We start from the raw sequence: 17259 nt of genomic DNA, 5'->3' as shown, positions 1-17259 counted from the left end.
ACATTCTACAGGAAAGGTGCTCTTTTTTCTATACCCTTTGGATTTTATTGGATAATCAACACGCCTGAATTCTTTACTTTCTTTCCATGAACCCAAAATATTTGTAAATGCATCGAAAGTGGGAATTACAGGTAGTACCACGAATAATTAAAGGAACAGTTATTTTCTTTTAGATAACGTTTGTTTTATTGATATCGATGTATATATTAATTTTTTTCAATTCTTCTTGTAAGACCGATTCAATATTATTTAAGTCCTTATACTTTATCCGAATGAGGGGGATTCCTTTCTCTTTTGCGAAGTCATTTTTAATTTGGTCATTTTTTTGTCTTTCCTTAAACCCTTCTTCTCCCCCAAACAAATTAGATGGTTTGTCATGCTGTTCTCCATCAAACTCAATGAAGGCGATGATTTTATCCAGCCTCCAATTGTTATACAGTACAAAATCAAAAGGGAGTGGCTTAATATTTCTGCAATTTTCATCCCTATATTGTGTATCGAATGGAAGTTGATTTGCAAATAATAAGTTATAGATGGCTTTATATCCTTTTGAGTTATGGATATCAGTACATAGGCCGCAGCGTTTTCCGCGTAAGAAATTATCCGGAGTTACACGGTACACTGTTTTACATTTTTTGTGGTATAACGGAATGGGTGTTTTGGCATCGACATATTCACCAAGTACGATATATTCATCTCCAACTAATTCATATACTTGTTCTTTAAAACGTTGCGTATCTTTTTTTTCCTTTTTACTGCAATATTGGCAATATGAGTTTCCATCTAAAAAGTGGCGAGGTCGTGGATATAAATAATTGTTGCAGACTTTATGTAAAATCTTAATATTTTCATGGCGGCCCTTATATTCCCCGATTACTTCAAATTCATCTCCATACATTTTATAAACTTCCTGCTTAAAGGCTTCTGTATCACGTTTCCATTTTCCTGAACATTTTGGACATCTGTTTCCCTTTTTTCCATCACCATTTCTCGAACCAAGAAATGCATCAGGAGTAGTAGTAAATTCTTCGTTACAAACTGTATGATACATTTTTATAGGGTCTTTACTTCTTGTATATTCGCTCCTTACTTGATATTCATTACCAACAAGTTTCTTTACCTCATTAACAAACCAATCGTGGTTCTTTCTTCTCTTTTTCCCATTCTCTTTATTTTTACATATTCTACATCCAAGTTTTAAAGTGATCAAGTTTTTTGGGGTTTTATCAAGAATTCTTCCGCATTGTTTATGCCGAACCTTTATTGGCTGATCATACCCCTTATATTCCTCAAGTGGTTCAAACTCATTCCCCCAAACCTGAAAAAGTTCTTCAAGAAATTGATGATTAGTTTTTTTACCTTTTTTCATCTACTTCACCTACTTCCACGGTAAGTTTGTCATCTTTATCAGATGATTTACTTTTATTATTGACTCGTAGAGTGAAGTTATACGTATAGGCATTAAAATTTTTATAAAATTGCTCTAATTGGCAAGTTTATTGAACGAATTTTAGGCAATGCCTATTCTCCTGCAACGATCAGCCGTATGACCGATGTTGTGAAGGAAGACATCGAGAAATGGCATAATCGCCCTCTGCTCAAGCGTTATTCGGTCTTATATTTGGACGGCTTGTATGTGAAACTTCGCCGCGATACCGTGGAGAAAGAAGTCATTTATGTGGTGTTAGGAGTGAATGAAGAAGGATATCGCGAAATTCTTGATTTCTTTGTGGGAGGACAGGAAAGCGCCTATGGATGGCAGGAATTTCTGCAACACCTTTACCAAAGAGGCGTCAAGGAAATGCTTCTGGGCGTATTTGATGGACTACCGGGGCTGGAGGAAGCCTTTCGGGCGTTTTATCCGAAAGCTGATGTGCAACGCTGTATAGTTCACAAAGTACGTAATACCTTACATCGTGTTCGAAAAAAAGATCAATTCGAAGCAGCAGAAGATTTCAAGCTGATTTATCGCGCACCAAATAAGGAATGGGCGTTACAAATGTTTCAACAGTTTCAGTCGAAATGGTCCGGCAAATATCCAAAAGAAGTTCAGTCTTGGGCCAATGAGTTGGATGTCCTCCTCACCTTTATGAAATATCCAAGCAGTATTCGAAGTGTGATTTACACGATGAATGCGATCGAACGAACCATCAAGGAGATTTGGAAACGTCTAAAGCCGATGAACAGTTTGAGGAGTTTAGAGGCTGCGAAAAAAGTCGTGTATTTGACCATCCAGAACTTTAATGAGAAATGGGCAGGGTGAAAGTTGCGAGGATTTACCGAAGCGCAGGAAGCCCTCCAACGAATGTTTGAAGAACGTTACAATTAACCAAATAATGTAAATATATATGATAAAGGGATTCTCCCTTTCTACAAAGGGTACTTAATATTCAGTCTTATGTGTGGAGGAAACGAGTCCCCTATCTATTCCAAATCCATTTCAGAGATACCCTATCTTGCATTACACAAAATTCTTGACAGTACCGTTGGCAATTGAGTCCATATAATTGTGTAAAAAGAGAAATGGAAAAAGAGCCATGTTGCTTCCCTTTCGGTAGAATAAACAGTGGACGTCCGGAAGGCGACCGTCAGGGAGCTTTCTAGACTTGCGTACCATACGTCCACTCATCAGGTTCAAGTGTCTATAAGGGGAATTTACACAATAATTTGGACTTGACTTTCTTCTAACGCCATTACCTTTTTGGCGACTTTTTCGAGTTTTTTATGATAACGTCTATCAAAACATGAAGATAATCCCATATACTCTCACTCCTGTTGTCGTTTTAAAGATTGCATGTTTGGTTAAAGTCTTAAATATGGTACTTTGAAAATCTTAATATGATAAGAGGTTTTTATAAAAAAAGAGATAGCCGGCATTGGTTATCTCTGAACATCATTATTTAACAATTGTTTTCCTTGCCATATCATTTTCCAATAATTCTCGATTCGTTTAATTGTGTCATCGGCACGCTCTGCAACAAAATCTCTTGCCAATTGGTAATCTATATCCTTTGGTGAGATCCCTTTCGTGACAAACGAAAGCAGTTGTTCTTTCGCTTTAACTAGCACCGCGGACAAATCTTCTTCATTTTGAATGCTCTTAAACATTTCTTGATAATTTTGGATGATCGATTCGATTTCTTCATCTGTATAAACAGTTTTTCCAAGTTTATTCGTCATGGACAGCTCGCGGCTTTGTTGGTATGTCAGCGGAGCATTCAATGGTCTGATTTTGGCTCGTGCTGCTATAAATATTTCCTCTACAGATTTATAATTCATTGCTTTTTTCGTATTGTGACGAACATAATCTTGGATCAGTTGATCGAATCCGGTTTTTACATCACCGCTTAAAAACGTATCGCTGAAGTGTTGAAGTGCAGCTGTTGAAGAAGCCAATTCAAGATGGGCTTCATAAGAGTTCGGCTGTTGTTTCTTAATTCCAAAAAGGTTAATCCCTGTATATTTCGCTAAACTATCCATTCCATCCGTTATGTGTTGTAAGATGGATTCTATTTTCTTCAATTCTTCGTCGTTTAGAGAATCAAAGTATTTGGATTCATGTAAATATTGACTAAACACTAGCCATTGATCCTGTGGCCGATACGAAAAAATATCGGAAGGGTCTGCGTTTTGTACATTAATATCTTTTTGAAAAAACTCTTCTACCGTCATGGCCATCATGTCTTGAACCTGTTTGATTTCATCCGAAATGGTGAGTTTATAGGCTTGTCCATTTCTGATGACTTCCACTTGCTTTCCGGCTAATGGATTTTTGATTTCATGTATGGATGGCATTTTGGCACTATTTCGAGCAGCTATTGCTCCTATATACCCGAGATCAATTTTCATGGTTATTCCCTCCTAATGTCCTTTATGTTCGACGCGGTTGCTTGAGTGGACGTACTGGGCAAAAAAGTGTTGCGAACGGTAAATCGAATTGCTTTCGACGACGAATGTCAGGTCATCCGGGATGGGCAGTAGCTTTTGCGGGACATTAACGATGGCCCGGATCGTCGACAGGGTATTCCGTTTGGACGAGACGCGGTAGGACAATACGACTTTTTTCACCATATTAAATATCGGATATCAAAACGAATTGTTAAGTGAAATAAAGAATAATTCGAAAATTACGCTTTACTAAGGAAGAAACTGGTTTGCAAACGATGTTGCTTTTTCCTATTAAAATATTAAGACTCCGATGTTAAATTATTTGAAATACCAATTAAGTCAATAAGATTTTGTACAGAACTCCAATGTATTGTAAGGATATTTTATATCTAATTTTAAAATGAGGAAAATATTGATAATAAGACAGAAGACTTGACCAGAAAAAGGATTGAGCAAATATTATATTCGAAAGTTTGAGCAAAATAGAGAAATAATTAGGACAAATCGAGTGGTAGTTTATTTTACGGAGTCTGATAAAAAGTCCGGTTCTTTTTTTAGAAATTTGTACAAGGATTACAAAGCTTACTTTTATCAATATATTTACGGACCAAATGATTATATGCAATTATTCAACTTAGCAAAAAACTGTATGTATCAAAGTATTAATTTAATTATAACTATTCATATTGGAAAAATATTAATTTTGATAAAGTGTAAGTGCGATTAACTCTACACAAGCGGTTGTAACTTTCAAAGGTGAAATTGGTGAAGCTACAGCTACTAACTTCACAGTTGATAACGGATTAACAGTGGTTAAGGCAGAAATTAACCCTGATAATAAAAAAGAAGTTAAATTAACTTTCAACCAAGAATTTACAGATAAAGAAACTTACAAAATTACTGTGAATGGTGTAAAATCTGCTGCTGGTGTTGAATTAAAAGAAGCAACTACAGTAGAGTTTACTTATGAAATTGGTGAAGTTAGCAAAATTGAATTAACAAAAACTACATTTGTTCCAGGCGAAGACATTGCTGACTTTGTAAAACTAGTAAATGCTAACGGTGTTGATGTAACTGATAAATATACTGTAGAAATTTCTTCTACTTCATCAAAAGTTAGTACAACTGCTGGAACAGTTGGTTCTGTTTCTACAAGTGAAACTGCCTATGTACAAGTCACAGTTAAATCTGGTACTACTGTAGTTAAGCAAAGCGATGCAATTAAGGTTACTTTAGCACCAACTGCTATAACATCACTTGTTGGTTTTGGATTAGGTGATGATGTAGATAATGTATCTGCTTATAAACAAGCAGTAAAAGATGGGAAACTAACTTCTGAAATGAAAAAATCAGAAACTCCTAACTTGGAGCTTCTATATAAATTGAAATAAAGGTTTTCTCCCGTTCCACGGCGAATAAATACAAAGAGAAAATAGGGGAACGGAGAGAAAATATGATGCCAAATCACAAAGACGAGATCGAAAAGTTGTCCACTGCCATGAAAGAAGCAAAAAGTAAACGAGCATATGAACGCTACCAAGCGATTTATCTTCATTTGCAGGGATATACCAAAGGAGAAATCGCAACGATTATTGGTCGATCCAAGAAAACTATTTATAACTATATTCATGCCTACGCCCAGCGCGGTCTTGATGGACTGGAGATGAAATACTCACCTGGCGCCCCACGTCGATTGACCCCTGAGCAGGAAAAAGAGCTGGCTTTGATCATTGAACATCAGCTCCCCGTAGATGTGGGATTCGAAGCAAAATATAATTGGACGCTTGCGATAATCGCTGAACTCATTCAACAAAAGTGGGGGCCAACATACACGCTTCGCGGAACAAGTGACATTCTGCATCGGTTAGGGCTAAGCTATACGAAACCGACCTATACACTAGCCAATGCCGATGAAGAGAAACAAAAAGAATTCGTCGAAATCACCTTCCCTGAAGTAAAAAAAACTGGTAGATGGGAACATCGCCCATGTCCTCTTTCAAGATGAGTCGATGATTCGTGATTACCAAGCGATTCAAAAAACATGGTTTGTCAAAGGAAAACAACGAATCATTCCGACGTTTGGAAAACATCAAGGGCTGAAGCTGATTGGCACGTTGAACTACGAAACAGGGGAAGTGTTTTGCATCGAAGAAGAATGCTATGACGCGGAAACATTTCTTCGATTTCTTCAACTTGTGTTAGAACGCTATCCCACAGGCAAAATAGTGATGATTTTAGATAACGCTCGAATTCACCATGCCAAACTCATTCAGCCATTTTTAAAAGAACACGAAGATCGGTTAGAGCTCGTCTTTTTGCCACCATACAGTCCGCAATTGAACTTGATTGAAGGGCTATGGAAATGGCTGAAATCAGACGTGATTTACAACGTGTTCTATTCGAGTGTGCAAGAAATTAGAAAGAATGTCCAAGCCTTTATTCAGCGAATCAACCAGAAACCAGAACAAACGATCGATCGTTTGTGTGTTCAGTTGTAAATCTTTAATTCAACTTATATAGTAAAAGATAATAATGGTTCTGAGAAAGTATTATCTGCTAGCGATGTAACAAAAATTGAAAACTTAACTCCAACTGTTGCTACTGTGTCTGTTGTTGGTGACGAGTTAGTTGTTAATGCTTATTCTACTGGTACTGCGCAAGTTAAGTTAACAATTGGTGGCTTTGTAACTACTGTTAGCTTTACAGTTAAAGCAGATTCTACAATTACAAATGCAAATTTAAGTAAATCCAATGTTTACTTCAATACTGCATTAAATTCTGGCGAGACTGATTCTGTAAATGTCAACATCGTTGACCAATATGGTGAAAAAATCCAAGCAACAGTTACATCTAACGCTGTGTTTGTTGGAGGAACTAAAGTTGGTACATTAACTGCCAAATCTAGCAATACAAATGTTGCTACAGTTACAGTAAATGATGTTGCTTCAGCATCTTCTTCTCTTCCAATAACAATCACTGAAGTTGGAAAAGGAACTGCAACAATTACAGTAGAGTTTAAAGATACTAAAGGTAACGTAGTATTTACAAAAACTTTAACTGTAACAGGTAAAGATGCTGGCGCATTCGCTGGTTATGTAATTGAAACAGATGCTACAGAAATTGATTTGGACAAAGATGTTGCTCCTGAAACAAATGATGATGCAGTAAACTTTGCAGTTTACGAAGTTGATGCTCAAGGAAACAAAATTCAGGCTGTAACATCTGGCGTTACTTTAGAGATTCAAGGTTATGACAAAAACCCTGAAGTGAAAAATTATATTAATGTCGTTGGTCAGTCAGTAGCTGTTGTAAATGCAAATGCATACAAAGCTTTTGCTGGCTCTGGAACATTAAATGTAGATGTTAAAGTAAATAATACAAAGATTGGTACTAAAACAATCGCTTATAAAAATACTGATCCTGTAGCTACAAAAGCGGTTATCAATACTGCAGATATCGTTATTGATAACGATAAAATTAATGGTTCTGCAGATCAACCATTAACACTTACAGAGCTATTCTATGGACACTATGATGCAGTTGCTGGTAAATATACAATTGAGCCGAAGTTATCTATACTAGACCAAGCATCTAAAGCAATTGATTGGGATACAGCGGCTGCTCCTGGAACTTTAGTGAATACAGACACAATATCAAATATTGCATTTATAACAACAAATGAATCTAACGTAACTATTTCAGCTGGTACAGTGACTTTAAAACCAGGAAAAACATCTGGTTCGTTTACAGTAGTAGTTTCTGATGTAGATACTACAGCTGTATCAGATATCTTACCTGCTCCTGTAGCATTCAAAGTAACAATTGTTGACTAATTAATATGCTTAAGGACGGTGCTTGTCACCGCCAGAAAATGCCGAAAAGCTCTGCGGAGAGAAATTTCTGCGGGGCTTTTCTTTTTCCTTTCTTCAATTAAAAAGAAAAAAGGTAAAGCGACAATGGCTTTTCCCTGAAATGGATGTGGATGATATTCTAGTCATTTGAGACTTGAATCAACACCTCTTCTCGTTTCTGTTTTATTTGGTTTTCAAAAACGAACTAGTGAAGAATAAGGTCTTTTTGTCTATTTGTTTTTACCTACTATTTCCCAACCAGACGCCAGTTGGTTCCGTGCCTGCCACTACTACTCGGAAAATGTCCAAAGTTCTGCAGAGAGGATTTTCCGCAGGATTTTTTTCTCTTATACACTGCTATGACTATGCCACGCCACAAACTGCTTCTTCCTTCTTTTTATTTCTTCCGCCCCCATTCCTTTCCGCAATTCGGACATTGAATTACTTGGTCTTTCATTAAACATGACAGGTCAATTTTTATGCCAAACTGGGGGCATTACCATAATAGTGCACTACCATGCTTTTGAAATCAGGTCTCTCTACAAATCAATGCCATGATAGGGAGGGGATTCTTTGCTTTTATCCATGTTTTTTGTCATCGAAAAATACAGAGAAACACGAGAAAAATACATAAGTGTATCAGCCTGAGATTTATGATTGCAAGGCAGGAGGGGAGCGGGGGATGGTAGAGAGAGTGCTCCGTAGATGATAGCTTTTCCCCGTAAAGGCCAAGATAAGGGGGTGATGAACCAAGTGGCCCACCAACGCGGCCGTCAAACGATTTTCCACAAATACCCGATTCCATTATCCAAGCTCTAGATTCGATGTCACAAAATACTTTTTTGATCATGACAGTCAGCGATGATGTGAGACAGCAGTTCTGATGGGTTTTACTCGTTATGCTGAATTTGAAAATGTTCAAAAAAAGAAATGGTTGAAGTAGAAAAAGTGATCCCGAACGGTGTTCTTTGTCCTTTGTTGGCATTGTCTTTTTATGAATGAAAAACTTATAATCCGTGAAAGTACCAAATCTACATTGAGAAGAATTAATAAAGATCAGTTTACCTGATTATCCACCAGTTAAAATTTTCTTCTTTTCAAAAAAGTGTATAAATATGGAATTGACCAACCCCGAGAGCGCTCCACTTCGCTCGCGGGGTTGGTTTGCCCTTGTACACTTAAAACGCCCCGAAAAACCCTTCTAAGAAATATTTCGCCATGTCTCGTTTCCGTACTTGTTGGATCGTTTCTTTTGATGGCTTGTTGATTTCGAGAGGTATCCATACGTTCATTCCTTGTTTTAGGTCGCGGCTCGGGTGGACCATGATGTATTCTTCTTCTGTCAAGCCTTGTTCGATCTCTTGGCGGTTGCCTTGTTTCATTCCTAAGGTGACGCGCCGTTTTTCGAGCTGGCCGTTGCGGATGACGTAGATATACGCCCGATTGTTTTCGTGCCATACGGCTTTAGCAGGAACGGTGATCGCCCCATTTTTTTCTTTTGTCACGATCGTGATGTCGACGTGGTAGCCGAATGGAATCGTTGGTTGCGGCTTGTTGGCATGTTGGGCTTGTTCGACCAGATGTACGGTGAACGGATATTCGCTTCGTTGTCGGAAGCTTGGCTCGTTGATTGGAAATGAGCCGATGTCGCTCACGATGCCGCCTAGTCCTTTCGATTCGTTCGGGAGGTGGATCGTGACGGCTTGGTCGATGGCGAGCTTCCCAACGAGCGACTCGGTGATTTTCCCTTGAATGACGATCGTATGAGACGCGATTGTGATCAGCGGACGGGAGGTTGATGGATTGGGAGCGATGGATTCGACGATGCCGTCCACTGTGCTTTCGACTGTTTGTTCCTCTTTTTGTTTGAGCAGTTCCATCCGTTCTTGTTCATATTGTTGTTGCTGCCACTCTAATTCTGTTTTTTCACGCTCCACTTCTTTTGCTTTTTCTTCCCATTGCTGTTTTTCGAAGTTGTTTTCTGGCGCGGCAGCGACTCTGGACTGGTAGCCTTGGATTTCTTCAGACAGTTGGCTAAGCCGCATGCTTAGTTGTTGTTGCTTCGACGTGAGCTGAGCAAGCTCACGATCGATGGCGTCTGTGCGATAGCGCAACAGCGGGGTGCCGGGCTGGACGGGTTGCCCTTTTTTCACGAGAATTTCATCGATGGCGCCGCGCTGCGGGTCGTAATAGATGAATGTCCGCTCTGCCGGGGCGGTAAAACCTGTTGTTTTGATTGTTTCTTTCACGTTTTGTTGTTTTGGTTTCGTCCATTCTTTCGCGTAAGCCGATTTGGGCACACGGCTGTCATCAGCGAATGCTGCGTAAAATTGGGTGCCGATGAGGCCTATAGCCAAGATGGCGGTTAACGCTCGTTTCATGGTGACCTCTCCTTTCATGATTGGAACCATTCAAATGGGAATTCCGTACATACGGCCGCGAAAAAGGCGAATACGAGATCAACGGCGATGACCGTCGCAACGATGCGGCCGATCGATTGATTTGTGAAGGTGCGCAAGGCAACGACTTGTATATATACGGCCCAAACGGAAAAGAGCGAAACAGAGCGCAACAGCGCCCATACGAATCGGTCGTCCGTTAGATAAGGTCCCCAGACGCCGAGCGAAAACGGTGAAACCAGTGTATCGAGACCAAAAGCCCATTCCAATAGAAGTGATACAGCCTCTCCTATGAGAAAAATGAACCAGACGGAGAGCTGGACGGCGATCAGTTTCGCCAAATTGGTTTCCTCAAACAAGGCATAAAATGCGAACGAGCTGATGAAAAAAAAGAGCAACGGAGCGACCATTCCGCCTACGATGTGCCCCCCGGCAAACAGCAAGTGCAACAGCGTTCGTTGTTCATCGGTGTAGCGGGGGAGATACTTGGCCAACTCTTCCGTTCCGACGCCGATATAAGCACGGACAAACGAAAGAACAGCAGAGAAGAACAGAAAAAGCAAAAGGATCGGGATGACGCGTTTCACTCGTTCCGCTTCTTTTAGCTGCCCAAAAGTAGTGTTTGGGTGAAGCAATTCCTTCCACGGATGGCTTCGGTAAATCATTCGTTCATTCCTCCATCAATCGGTGTAGGCATAATCATATTTTAGTATAAAAGGAGTCCATATGTCACGATTGGACATTTTTTGATAGATTGGTTTTTTAGAGAAAAGTTTAGTAGTAAAATAATAGGGTCATAGTCATATCTGGGTAGAAATAACAATGAAATGGAGGGGTGTATCATTGAAGTATCGGATCTTTTGGCTCGCTTTTTTCCTTCTTCTGTTTTTTGGATGGGAAAAAAGTGGGCAAGCAGAGACTAAGGTCCCGTTATTTATTCAATCAAAAGGAGCATCGGCGCCAGTATACGCCTATGTGGCGAATGATATGCAAAAAGTCGGAACGATTTATAGCGGCAGGGTATTTGAAGTCGTTGATGAAAATAAACATTATTTTTTCATCCGATACGGGTTTGTCAAAGGGATGGTCAAAAAGGACGAAGCGAAGCTTGGGCGCCCGTATGCTTTCACCCGCGAACCGGATCGGCTGCCCAAAAGTGTGATTACGAAGAAAGAGGTACAAGTGTATATTTTTCAAAAAGGAAATAAGCAGGCGATCGGTTCCATTCAGTCTGGAGTCCGTTATCCGATCAAAGCCGAGACCGCCCTATTTTATTTGATTGAATTCGGCGGAAGAGACGGATACATTTACAAGCATGTAACTGAAAGTGATCACGGTGTGCCGGTGTTGTTGTACCATCATATATTAGATGATTTCGATGAGCCACTGTTTCGTTCAACAACAACAGTTCCGTTCAGCCAGTTTTTCAAAGAAATGACATACTTAAAAGAGAACGGCTATACGGCGATTACCCCGGATATGTTGCTTGCCTATGTACGAAATGAGCAATTGCTGCCGCCGAAGTCGGTGCTCATTACGTTTGATGACGGATTGAAGTCAACATACATATACGCGTACCCATTGCTCAAGCGGTACGGCTTTCGGGCAACCGTGTTTATGATTACAGGAAGAATGCGCCCGGCTCCACAGCCGTTCGACCCGACAGGCTTACAGTTTTTAAGCAAACAAGAAATCGCCCAAATGCGTGATATTATGACGTTTGAAAGCCATACGAACCATTTTCACTTGTCGGATCAGGAATATGGCCCGTATTTGCTGTTTAAGCCATATGAAGACGTGATGGCTGATTTATTGGCGAGTAAAGAAAAAATTGGGGCGACGGCCATCGCTTATCCGTTTGGTGCCTATAATCAACGGGTCATTGGTATGGTAAAACAAGCTGGGTTTACCATGGCGTTTACGACGAAAAAAGGGACCGTTTATCCTGGAGATCCAGCGTTTGAGTTAAAACGGCAATGGGTGTATCCACGGATTTCGCTTCGTCAGTTTGAACAGTTATTGCGGCCGTAATCAAAAGCCGCTTCTTCCGTTTTCACGGAGAAGCGGCTTTTTTGCGGCTTGGACGCCATGCGATTGAGGAGAGAAACAGCCCAATCAATAAAAACAAAATCGGCATTAATGGGAGATTGTATCTCGGGTAGGCGAAAAAGACATTGTTTAATGCCGTAAAGTAAGCGATGAGCAAAAGGAAAAACAACAGCTCGCGCCGCTGCCGTTTCAAGGTAAACATGGCGAGCAAAGCGGAGGCGAACGCCAAGCAGACGATGCGCTGATGCCAGGAGGTCATTTTTTGCTTCGAAACGCCGAAAATTTCGATCCAATAGAATGACTGTTCCCATTGTGTTTTTGTTTTTTTGATCGTATAGCTCTCCCACCATTGTTTCGGGTTGGTGCGATACCATGTTTTCATTCGCTCGATGGCGATCGCTTTTTTTAGTTTTTCTTTTTCATAATGGTTTATGTTAGGATGTTGTGTTTCGATCGTGTTGACGATCTCTTTATACGATGGGCCATAACGGTAGCCGTACCCTTGATACGTGCCAAGCAAGAGCGGGTCACCGGAGCTGCCGGTCAGCGGGATGAACTCCCCGTAATGCATGTAGTTTCGCACCCACCATGGACTCAACGCGAGAACGACGAGCACGACCGCTATGGCTACTTGCTTGATTGCCAGCCGAAACGGGTAGCGAATCAGTAAAAAATACCCAAGCAACGCGAACGGAACGAGGGCGATCGTCGGCCGGAAAAACAGGCAAAACAAATAGGCGGCCATCAGCTTATAAAAATCGGCCATGTGCCGATGGCGGCCAAGGCGAATGGCGAAACGGATGAACAACAGGAAACCGAACAAAAACGGTGCCTCGGTTAGTGTTAAATTGTCGGTTTCGATCAAAGGGATAAACAGTGCTGTGCCGAGGGCAGCGATCACGCCCGCCCACGGACGGCCGAGGTCGTTCCCGAGCAAATAAATCAAATAGACGTTTCCGGTGCCAAAGGCGATCATGACGAGTTTCGCGGCATAAAGGCCGACATCTCCTGAACCGAATACGGAAAACAACGCCGCCAGCAACAGCGGCATGCCTGGCATAATGTGGACGGTCGGCTCATCGGGACGATGATAGGTGAGCATGCCCGTCTCAAGCAGCTGTTTCGCGCTGCGGACGTATCCCATATCGTCGCTGTTGAGCGTCAAATGCAGCCCGTACGTCCATAAAGCGAGAAGGCGCAAAGCGAAAGCAAGAAGTACCACGAGCCAAATGGCGATTTTCGGTTGAAAGCGAAATGACATGGTTGTCACTCCTTCATTTGAGCGTTACGAGCCATTGGCGGAAAAACCGATAAATGAGACCCCAAGCATAATAAGGATCACGCCAATGATTTTCGGGACAGAAAGCGGCTCGTGAAAGAACGCATAGGCGCCAAATACCGCCAGTACGTAGGCGAAGCTTTGCAGCGGATAGGCGACACTAAGCGGGACACGCGACAAAATGAACAGCCAGAGGATGGTTGCCGCCCCGTATACGACCAATCCAAGCAAAATCCACGGCGAGAGTAACAGCTTAATGACGGATATAACGTCTAGCTCGAACTTCTGCCGTGTCATGCCGTATTTCCATAAAAACTGACCGGTGACAAGAAGAACAGTGTTGAGTCCGATCCATAGCCAATTACTGACGTTCATCCTTCTCTTCCTCACGTTCGCTCATTTTCTGTTCATGTTTAATTAAGGCGATTTCTTGAATGAGCGTCTTGATTTTTTCCTCATGTTGGGAAAGGACAATCGATTGGTACATCAAGACGTTCAAAACGACTAAAAAGGCGATGGCAAAAACGAGCGCCGGCATGTAGGAAATGCCAAGCACTGCTGCGAAACGGTTGAGCGGCTCTAGGCCAAAAGCGGCCAACAGCCCGATGATGGATAAAGAAAACCAAAGAAATGCCTGCCTGTCCCGCAATTGGTTGCGAACCGAATAGGAAATGACTTGAATTAAGAATAAAAAAGCCAATGCTACTGTAATCCATTGAACGCTACTCATGATCTTTCACCTCTTTTACGAAAAGATCGCACGAATTAATGAGGTGAAAGTGACTTTCGTCATATAGTACAGCGATTTAAATGGGGTAATCGATGACCGTCCCCCTTGGCGCGCATTCATTTCCACTTTCACTTCTTTAATTTTATATCCTTTTTTGGCAAGGCGGGCGATGACTTCCACTTCGGGATAATCAATCGGATACTCGCGGGCAAACTCACGAATGACACGGCGATTGACAATGCGATAGCCTGATGTCGGATCGGTAATTTTCACGCCGCACGCGAGGTAAAGCAAGTAACAGAAGTAAAGAATACCAAGGCGGCGACATCGGCTTCCTTTATAATTTGTTTTTTCGACAAAGCGTGAACCAATGACCATGTCATAGCCAGATGTGATCATTTCCCTAACAAGCGTTTCTAAATCGTTCGGATCGTGTTGGCCGTCGGCATCAAGCTGAATGGCGTAGTCATAACCGTGTTCGAGCGCATAGCGATACCCAGTTTGCATTGCTCCACCGATGCCTAAATTAACAGGCAAATCAAGGTGATGAAACCCGGACTGGTCGAGAATATCGCCCGTTCGATCCGTCGAACCATCGTTAATGACGATATAATCGTACGGACATATGCGCTGCAAGTTGAGCACCGTATTTTGGATGGTGGCTTCCTCGTTATACGCCGGGATGATCACTAATATTTTCAATATTTTACCTCCTTTTCCTGAATAGGTATTGTCAAAAGTTTATCCTCCACACTCACTGTTTTTCATTGAGTTTCAACGGTGAGAATAAAAAAAGCTTGCCACCCCCGTTGTTTTAGGCCATCATTGAGGTAACCCCACACCCAACACCCAAAACAAAGGAGTGACAAGCTTGTTACCTCAATTATTAGCCTATTTGCTCGAAATAATCAAGTCCCAACATCAAATCATTGTCTATTTAATTGGTGCCTTATTAGGAAAATCCTTAAGCCGCAAAGACATGGACGAACCGGTTCGAAAACCGTACCGAAAACTTCAAGTCGATGACCTTCCCATCATCGATGTCCCAGAAACACTCGACTACCGGCAGCTTTTAGCCGACTACGAAGCCCGGCACGGCCGTCCGTTGCCGCCGATCCAACGCCGGGACAACGCTAAACACCGTGTTCCGGATTCGTTGACGTGTCCCCGTTGCCAGGCGCCGTCATCCTACCTGTACACCAACAACGGCGGAAAAGGGCAGTACCAATGCAAAGTGTGCCAATGCCGGTTCAACCATCGAAATCGGTTCAAAAAGCAAGCGGTCTTTCGTTGCCCGCACTGCTTCCAAACGCTTGAGAAAATCAAAGAACGCAAGGACTACTACATCTACAAATGCAAGAACAACGACTGCCCGTTTTACCAAAAGAACCTTCGCCGGATGAGCCAAAAAGAACGCCAACGGTTCCAGCAGAACCCTCAAGCCTTCAAGGTGCGGTATCTGTTCCGTGAGTTTTTGTTTGACTTTCAACCATTGGCCCCATCGTCGCCGAAAAAGCCAAAGGTCGATTTGTCTCGTCTGGCGGTGTCGTCGCACACCCTCGGACTCGTGTTGACGTACTACGTTAACTATGGGATGTCCTCCAGACAGACAGCCGGAATCATGAAGGATGTGCATGGCGTGTCGATCTCCCATCAGACGGTACTCAACTACGCCAATAGCGTCGCGCTCATGATTCAGCCATTTGTCGACCAGTTCCCGTACGAGCTGTCCGGCTCGTTCTGTGGGGATGAGACGTATATTCGCGTGAAAGGACGCTGGCATTACCTGTTTTTTATGTTTGATGCCGTGAAAAAAGTGGTGTTGTCGTATCGCGTCTCGCCCCACCGGGATGCGTTGTCGGCCATCCGGGCCATCGATGACGTCCTGCGAAAGCTGTCGTCCATCCCGGACGATTTGTCGTTCGTCGTCGACGGCAATCCCATTTACCTGCTGGCGCAGCACTTTTTTGCCCAGCACGGGATTCCGTTTGACGTCCGCCAAGTGATCGGACTGACCAATGAGGATCCGGTGTCCGAAGAGTTCCGCGCGCTCAAACAAATCATCGAGCGATTCAACCGGACGTTTAAAGGCAACTATCGGCCGACTCACGGATTTGGCGCGGAAGAAGGATCGGTCTCCTTTGTCACGCTGTTTGTGGCGTATTTCAACTTCCTGCGCCCGCACGGTGCACTCGAAGGCCGGGTTCCTGTCGTCATCCCGGAGCTCGCCGATCTGCCCCATATGCCGGCCCGGTGGACGAAGCTGATCGCCATGGCTCAAGATTTCCTCCAACAAGAGGCAGCCTAACTTTTTTGTCCGCCGGAGCCCATGGATCAGAAGAACAGCCGGATTCGGCGAAGCGAACCCTTGACCAACCGAACCTCGTCAAAGGTAAAATTCGGTAAGGGCAAGGGCGGCTTTCCTATGCCCTCTTTTTTGTCCCCGTCGCCCTTGACGTCCCTTTCACACCTTTGGCGGGTGTTGGTCAAGGGCGAATCCGGCTCCAAGGATGCCTTACGATGCTCCATGGGATGGCGGATGTGGAGTTTTCATAAAACTTTTGACGCTACCCCTGAATATAGATAACCCCGTTCAACTAACTAATTATTATATCATGTTCATAGGAGGGTGTCATGTGTCCTAGAGATACGGTAGTATGATCAAAGCATAGGGAAACTATGCTTTTTACCGTGGTATATAAAAAACTGGATGAAAGAAATGGCTCGTAATTATACTGAGCGTATCTATCGATTTCCCCGATTTTTTGATTACAATGGGAGTGGTTTTGGCCAACGACGGATTATACTCTGAGGGGGATAGATTTAGAAAGGCAGAGGAGACGAATGAAAAGCCGGGTTTTGCACCCGGCTTTTTAGCAAAAAAAAGCGCCAGCCCTCTTTAAGAGAGACTGGCTTATCAACCTAAACCCTATCGATGTCATTGTATATCTTTCGACAAACTATGTCTACAAGTAATTTATTCATTTATAGGATAACAGTGGTGTTGTGGGTGCAACTTGACATCTACTTTTTTCTTTATGGTTTCACAAAGAGCCCATAAAG

The 17259-nt window shown here is 42.4% G+C and carries 14 protein-coding genes and 2 pseudogenes; 6 read left to right on the top strand and 10 right to left on the bottom strand.

Translation table 11 applies throughout. From position 1 onward, the window contains the following. Positions 1–169 precede the first annotated feature (169 nt). Complete coding sequence (locus IC804_RS07945) at positions 170–1369, bottom strand: DUF2726 domain-containing protein (protein WP_013399921.1); 1200 nt, start codon at positions 1367–1369, stop codon at positions 170–172. Positions 1370–1486: 117 nt separating this feature from the next. Here IC804_RS07945 and IC804_RS07940 point away from each other — a divergent pair. Then, a pseudogene (locus IC804_RS07940) lies at positions 1487–2329 on the top strand (IS256 family transposase); the annotation flags it as partial. Positions 2330–2880: 551 nt separating this feature from the next. Here IC804_RS07940 and IC804_RS07935 read toward each other — a convergent pair. Further along, positions 2881–3849: a hypothetical protein gene (locus tag IC804_RS07935; protein ID WP_015865136.1), complete on the bottom strand. Its 969-nt coding sequence runs from the start codon at positions 3847–3849 to the stop codon at positions 2881–2883. Between the two features lie 12 nt (positions 3850–3861). After that, positions 3862–4071 (bottom strand): hypothetical protein, encoded by a 210-nt coding sequence (locus IC804_RS07930; RefSeq protein WP_144038758.1) that lies wholly within the window; start codon positions 4069–4071, stop codon positions 3862–3864. A gap of 626 nt (positions 4072–4697) precedes the next feature. Here IC804_RS07930 and IC804_RS07925 point away from each other — a divergent pair. The 3 genes from IC804_RS07925 to IC804_RS07915 all read left to right on the top strand — a co-directional run bounded on the left by IC804_RS07925 (position 4698) and on the right by IC804_RS07915 (position 7721). Then, a complete protein-coding gene (locus IC804_RS07925) occupies positions 4698–5279 on the top strand; it encodes a hypothetical protein (RefSeq protein WP_190300673.1) in 582 nt (193 codons plus the stop codon). Positions 5280–5341: 62 nt separating this feature from the next. Beyond that, positions 5342–6386, top strand: a protein-coding gene (locus IC804_RS07920) for an IS630-like element ISBs2 family transposase (protein WP_076611651.1) whose coding sequence is annotated in 2 segments (ribosomal slippage) — positions 5342–5845 and positions 5847–6386 — 1044 coding nt in all. Because the reading frame shifts where the segments join, the coding sequence is not laid out codon by codon here. A 105-nt stretch (positions 6387–6491) separates the two neighbouring features. Continuing rightward, entirely contained in the window at positions 6492–7721 is a 1230-nt protein-coding gene (locus tag IC804_RS07915; protein ID WP_190300672.1) for a hypothetical protein, read from the top strand. 669 nt (positions 7722–8390) lie between these two features. On the opposite strand, the pseudogene IC804_RS18535 reads toward IC804_RS07915, so the two are convergent. The 3 genes and pseudogenes from IC804_RS18535 to IC804_RS07905 form a co-directional block, all read right to left on the bottom strand. Then, positions 8391–8623, bottom strand: a pseudogene (locus tag IC804_RS18535) (ATP-binding protein); the annotation flags it as partial. A gap of 294 nt (positions 8624–8917) precedes the next feature. Next, a complete protein-coding gene (locus tag IC804_RS07910; RefSeq protein ID WP_011888231.1) occupies positions 8918–10120 on the bottom strand; it encodes an efflux RND transporter periplasmic adaptor subunit in 1203 nt (400 codons plus the stop codon). A gap of 14 nt (positions 10121–10134) precedes the next feature. Next, the gene (locus IC804_RS07905) at positions 10135–10803 is read right to left on the bottom strand and encodes a hypothetical protein (RefSeq protein ID WP_029761370.1); all 669 of its coding nucleotides are present in this window, start codon (positions 10801–10803) and stop codon (positions 10135–10137) included. A 178-nt stretch (positions 10804–10981) separates the two neighbouring features. On the opposite strand from IC804_RS07905, the gene IC804_RS07900 reads away from it, so the two are divergent. After that, the gene (locus IC804_RS07900) at positions 10982–12169 is read left to right on the top strand and encodes a polysaccharide deacetylase family protein (protein WP_223812915.1); all 1188 of its coding nucleotides are present in this window, start codon (positions 10982–10984) and stop codon (positions 12167–12169) included. Positions 12170–12191: 22 nt separating this feature from the next. Here IC804_RS07900 and IC804_RS07895 read toward each other — a convergent pair whose 3' ends face one another. From IC804_RS07895 to IC804_RS07880, 4 genes are read right to left on the bottom strand one after another with little or no spacing between them, the layout of a single operon-like run. Beyond that, complete coding sequence (locus tag IC804_RS07895) at positions 12192–13448, bottom strand: ArnT family glycosyltransferase (protein WP_011888228.1); 1257 nt, start codon at positions 13446–13448, stop codon at positions 12192–12194. Between the two features lie 24 nt (positions 13449–13472). Further along, complete coding sequence (locus IC804_RS07890) at positions 13473–13841, bottom strand: EamA family transporter (RefSeq protein ID WP_011888227.1); 369 nt, start codon at positions 13839–13841, stop codon at positions 13473–13475. Beyond that, positions 13828–14196, bottom strand: a complete 369-nt coding sequence (locus tag IC804_RS07885) for a DUF2304 domain-containing protein (RefSeq protein ID WP_029761369.1) — start codon at positions 14194–14196, stop codon at positions 13828–13830. The genes IC804_RS07890 and IC804_RS07885 overlap by 14 nt, the downstream gene beginning before the upstream one ends. Positions 14197–14211: 15 nt before the next feature. Continuing rightward, positions 14212–14898 carry a glycosyltransferase family 2 protein gene (locus tag IC804_RS07880; RefSeq protein ID WP_011888225.1) on the bottom strand — a complete coding sequence of 229 codons (687 nt, stop codon included), beginning with the start codon at positions 14896–14898 and terminating at the stop codon, positions 14212–14214. 169 nt (positions 14899–15067) lie between these two features. On the opposite strand from IC804_RS07880, the gene IC804_RS07875 reads away from it, so the two are divergent. After that, positions 15068–16504, top strand: a complete 1437-nt coding sequence (locus tag IC804_RS07875) for a DDE-type integrase/transposase/recombinase (protein ID WP_081157677.1) — start codon at positions 15068–15070, stop codon at positions 16502–16504. Positions 16505–17259: the final 755 nt, after the last annotated feature.

This window comes from Geobacillus sp. 47C-IIb (genome assembly GCF_014679705.1).
GTDB lineage: Bacteria > Bacillota > Bacilli > Bacillales > Anoxybacillaceae > Geobacillus > Geobacillus thermodenitrificans.
Note: the sequence above shows the minus strand (reverse complement) of the source record. Positions and strands in the feature narration are given on the sequence as shown.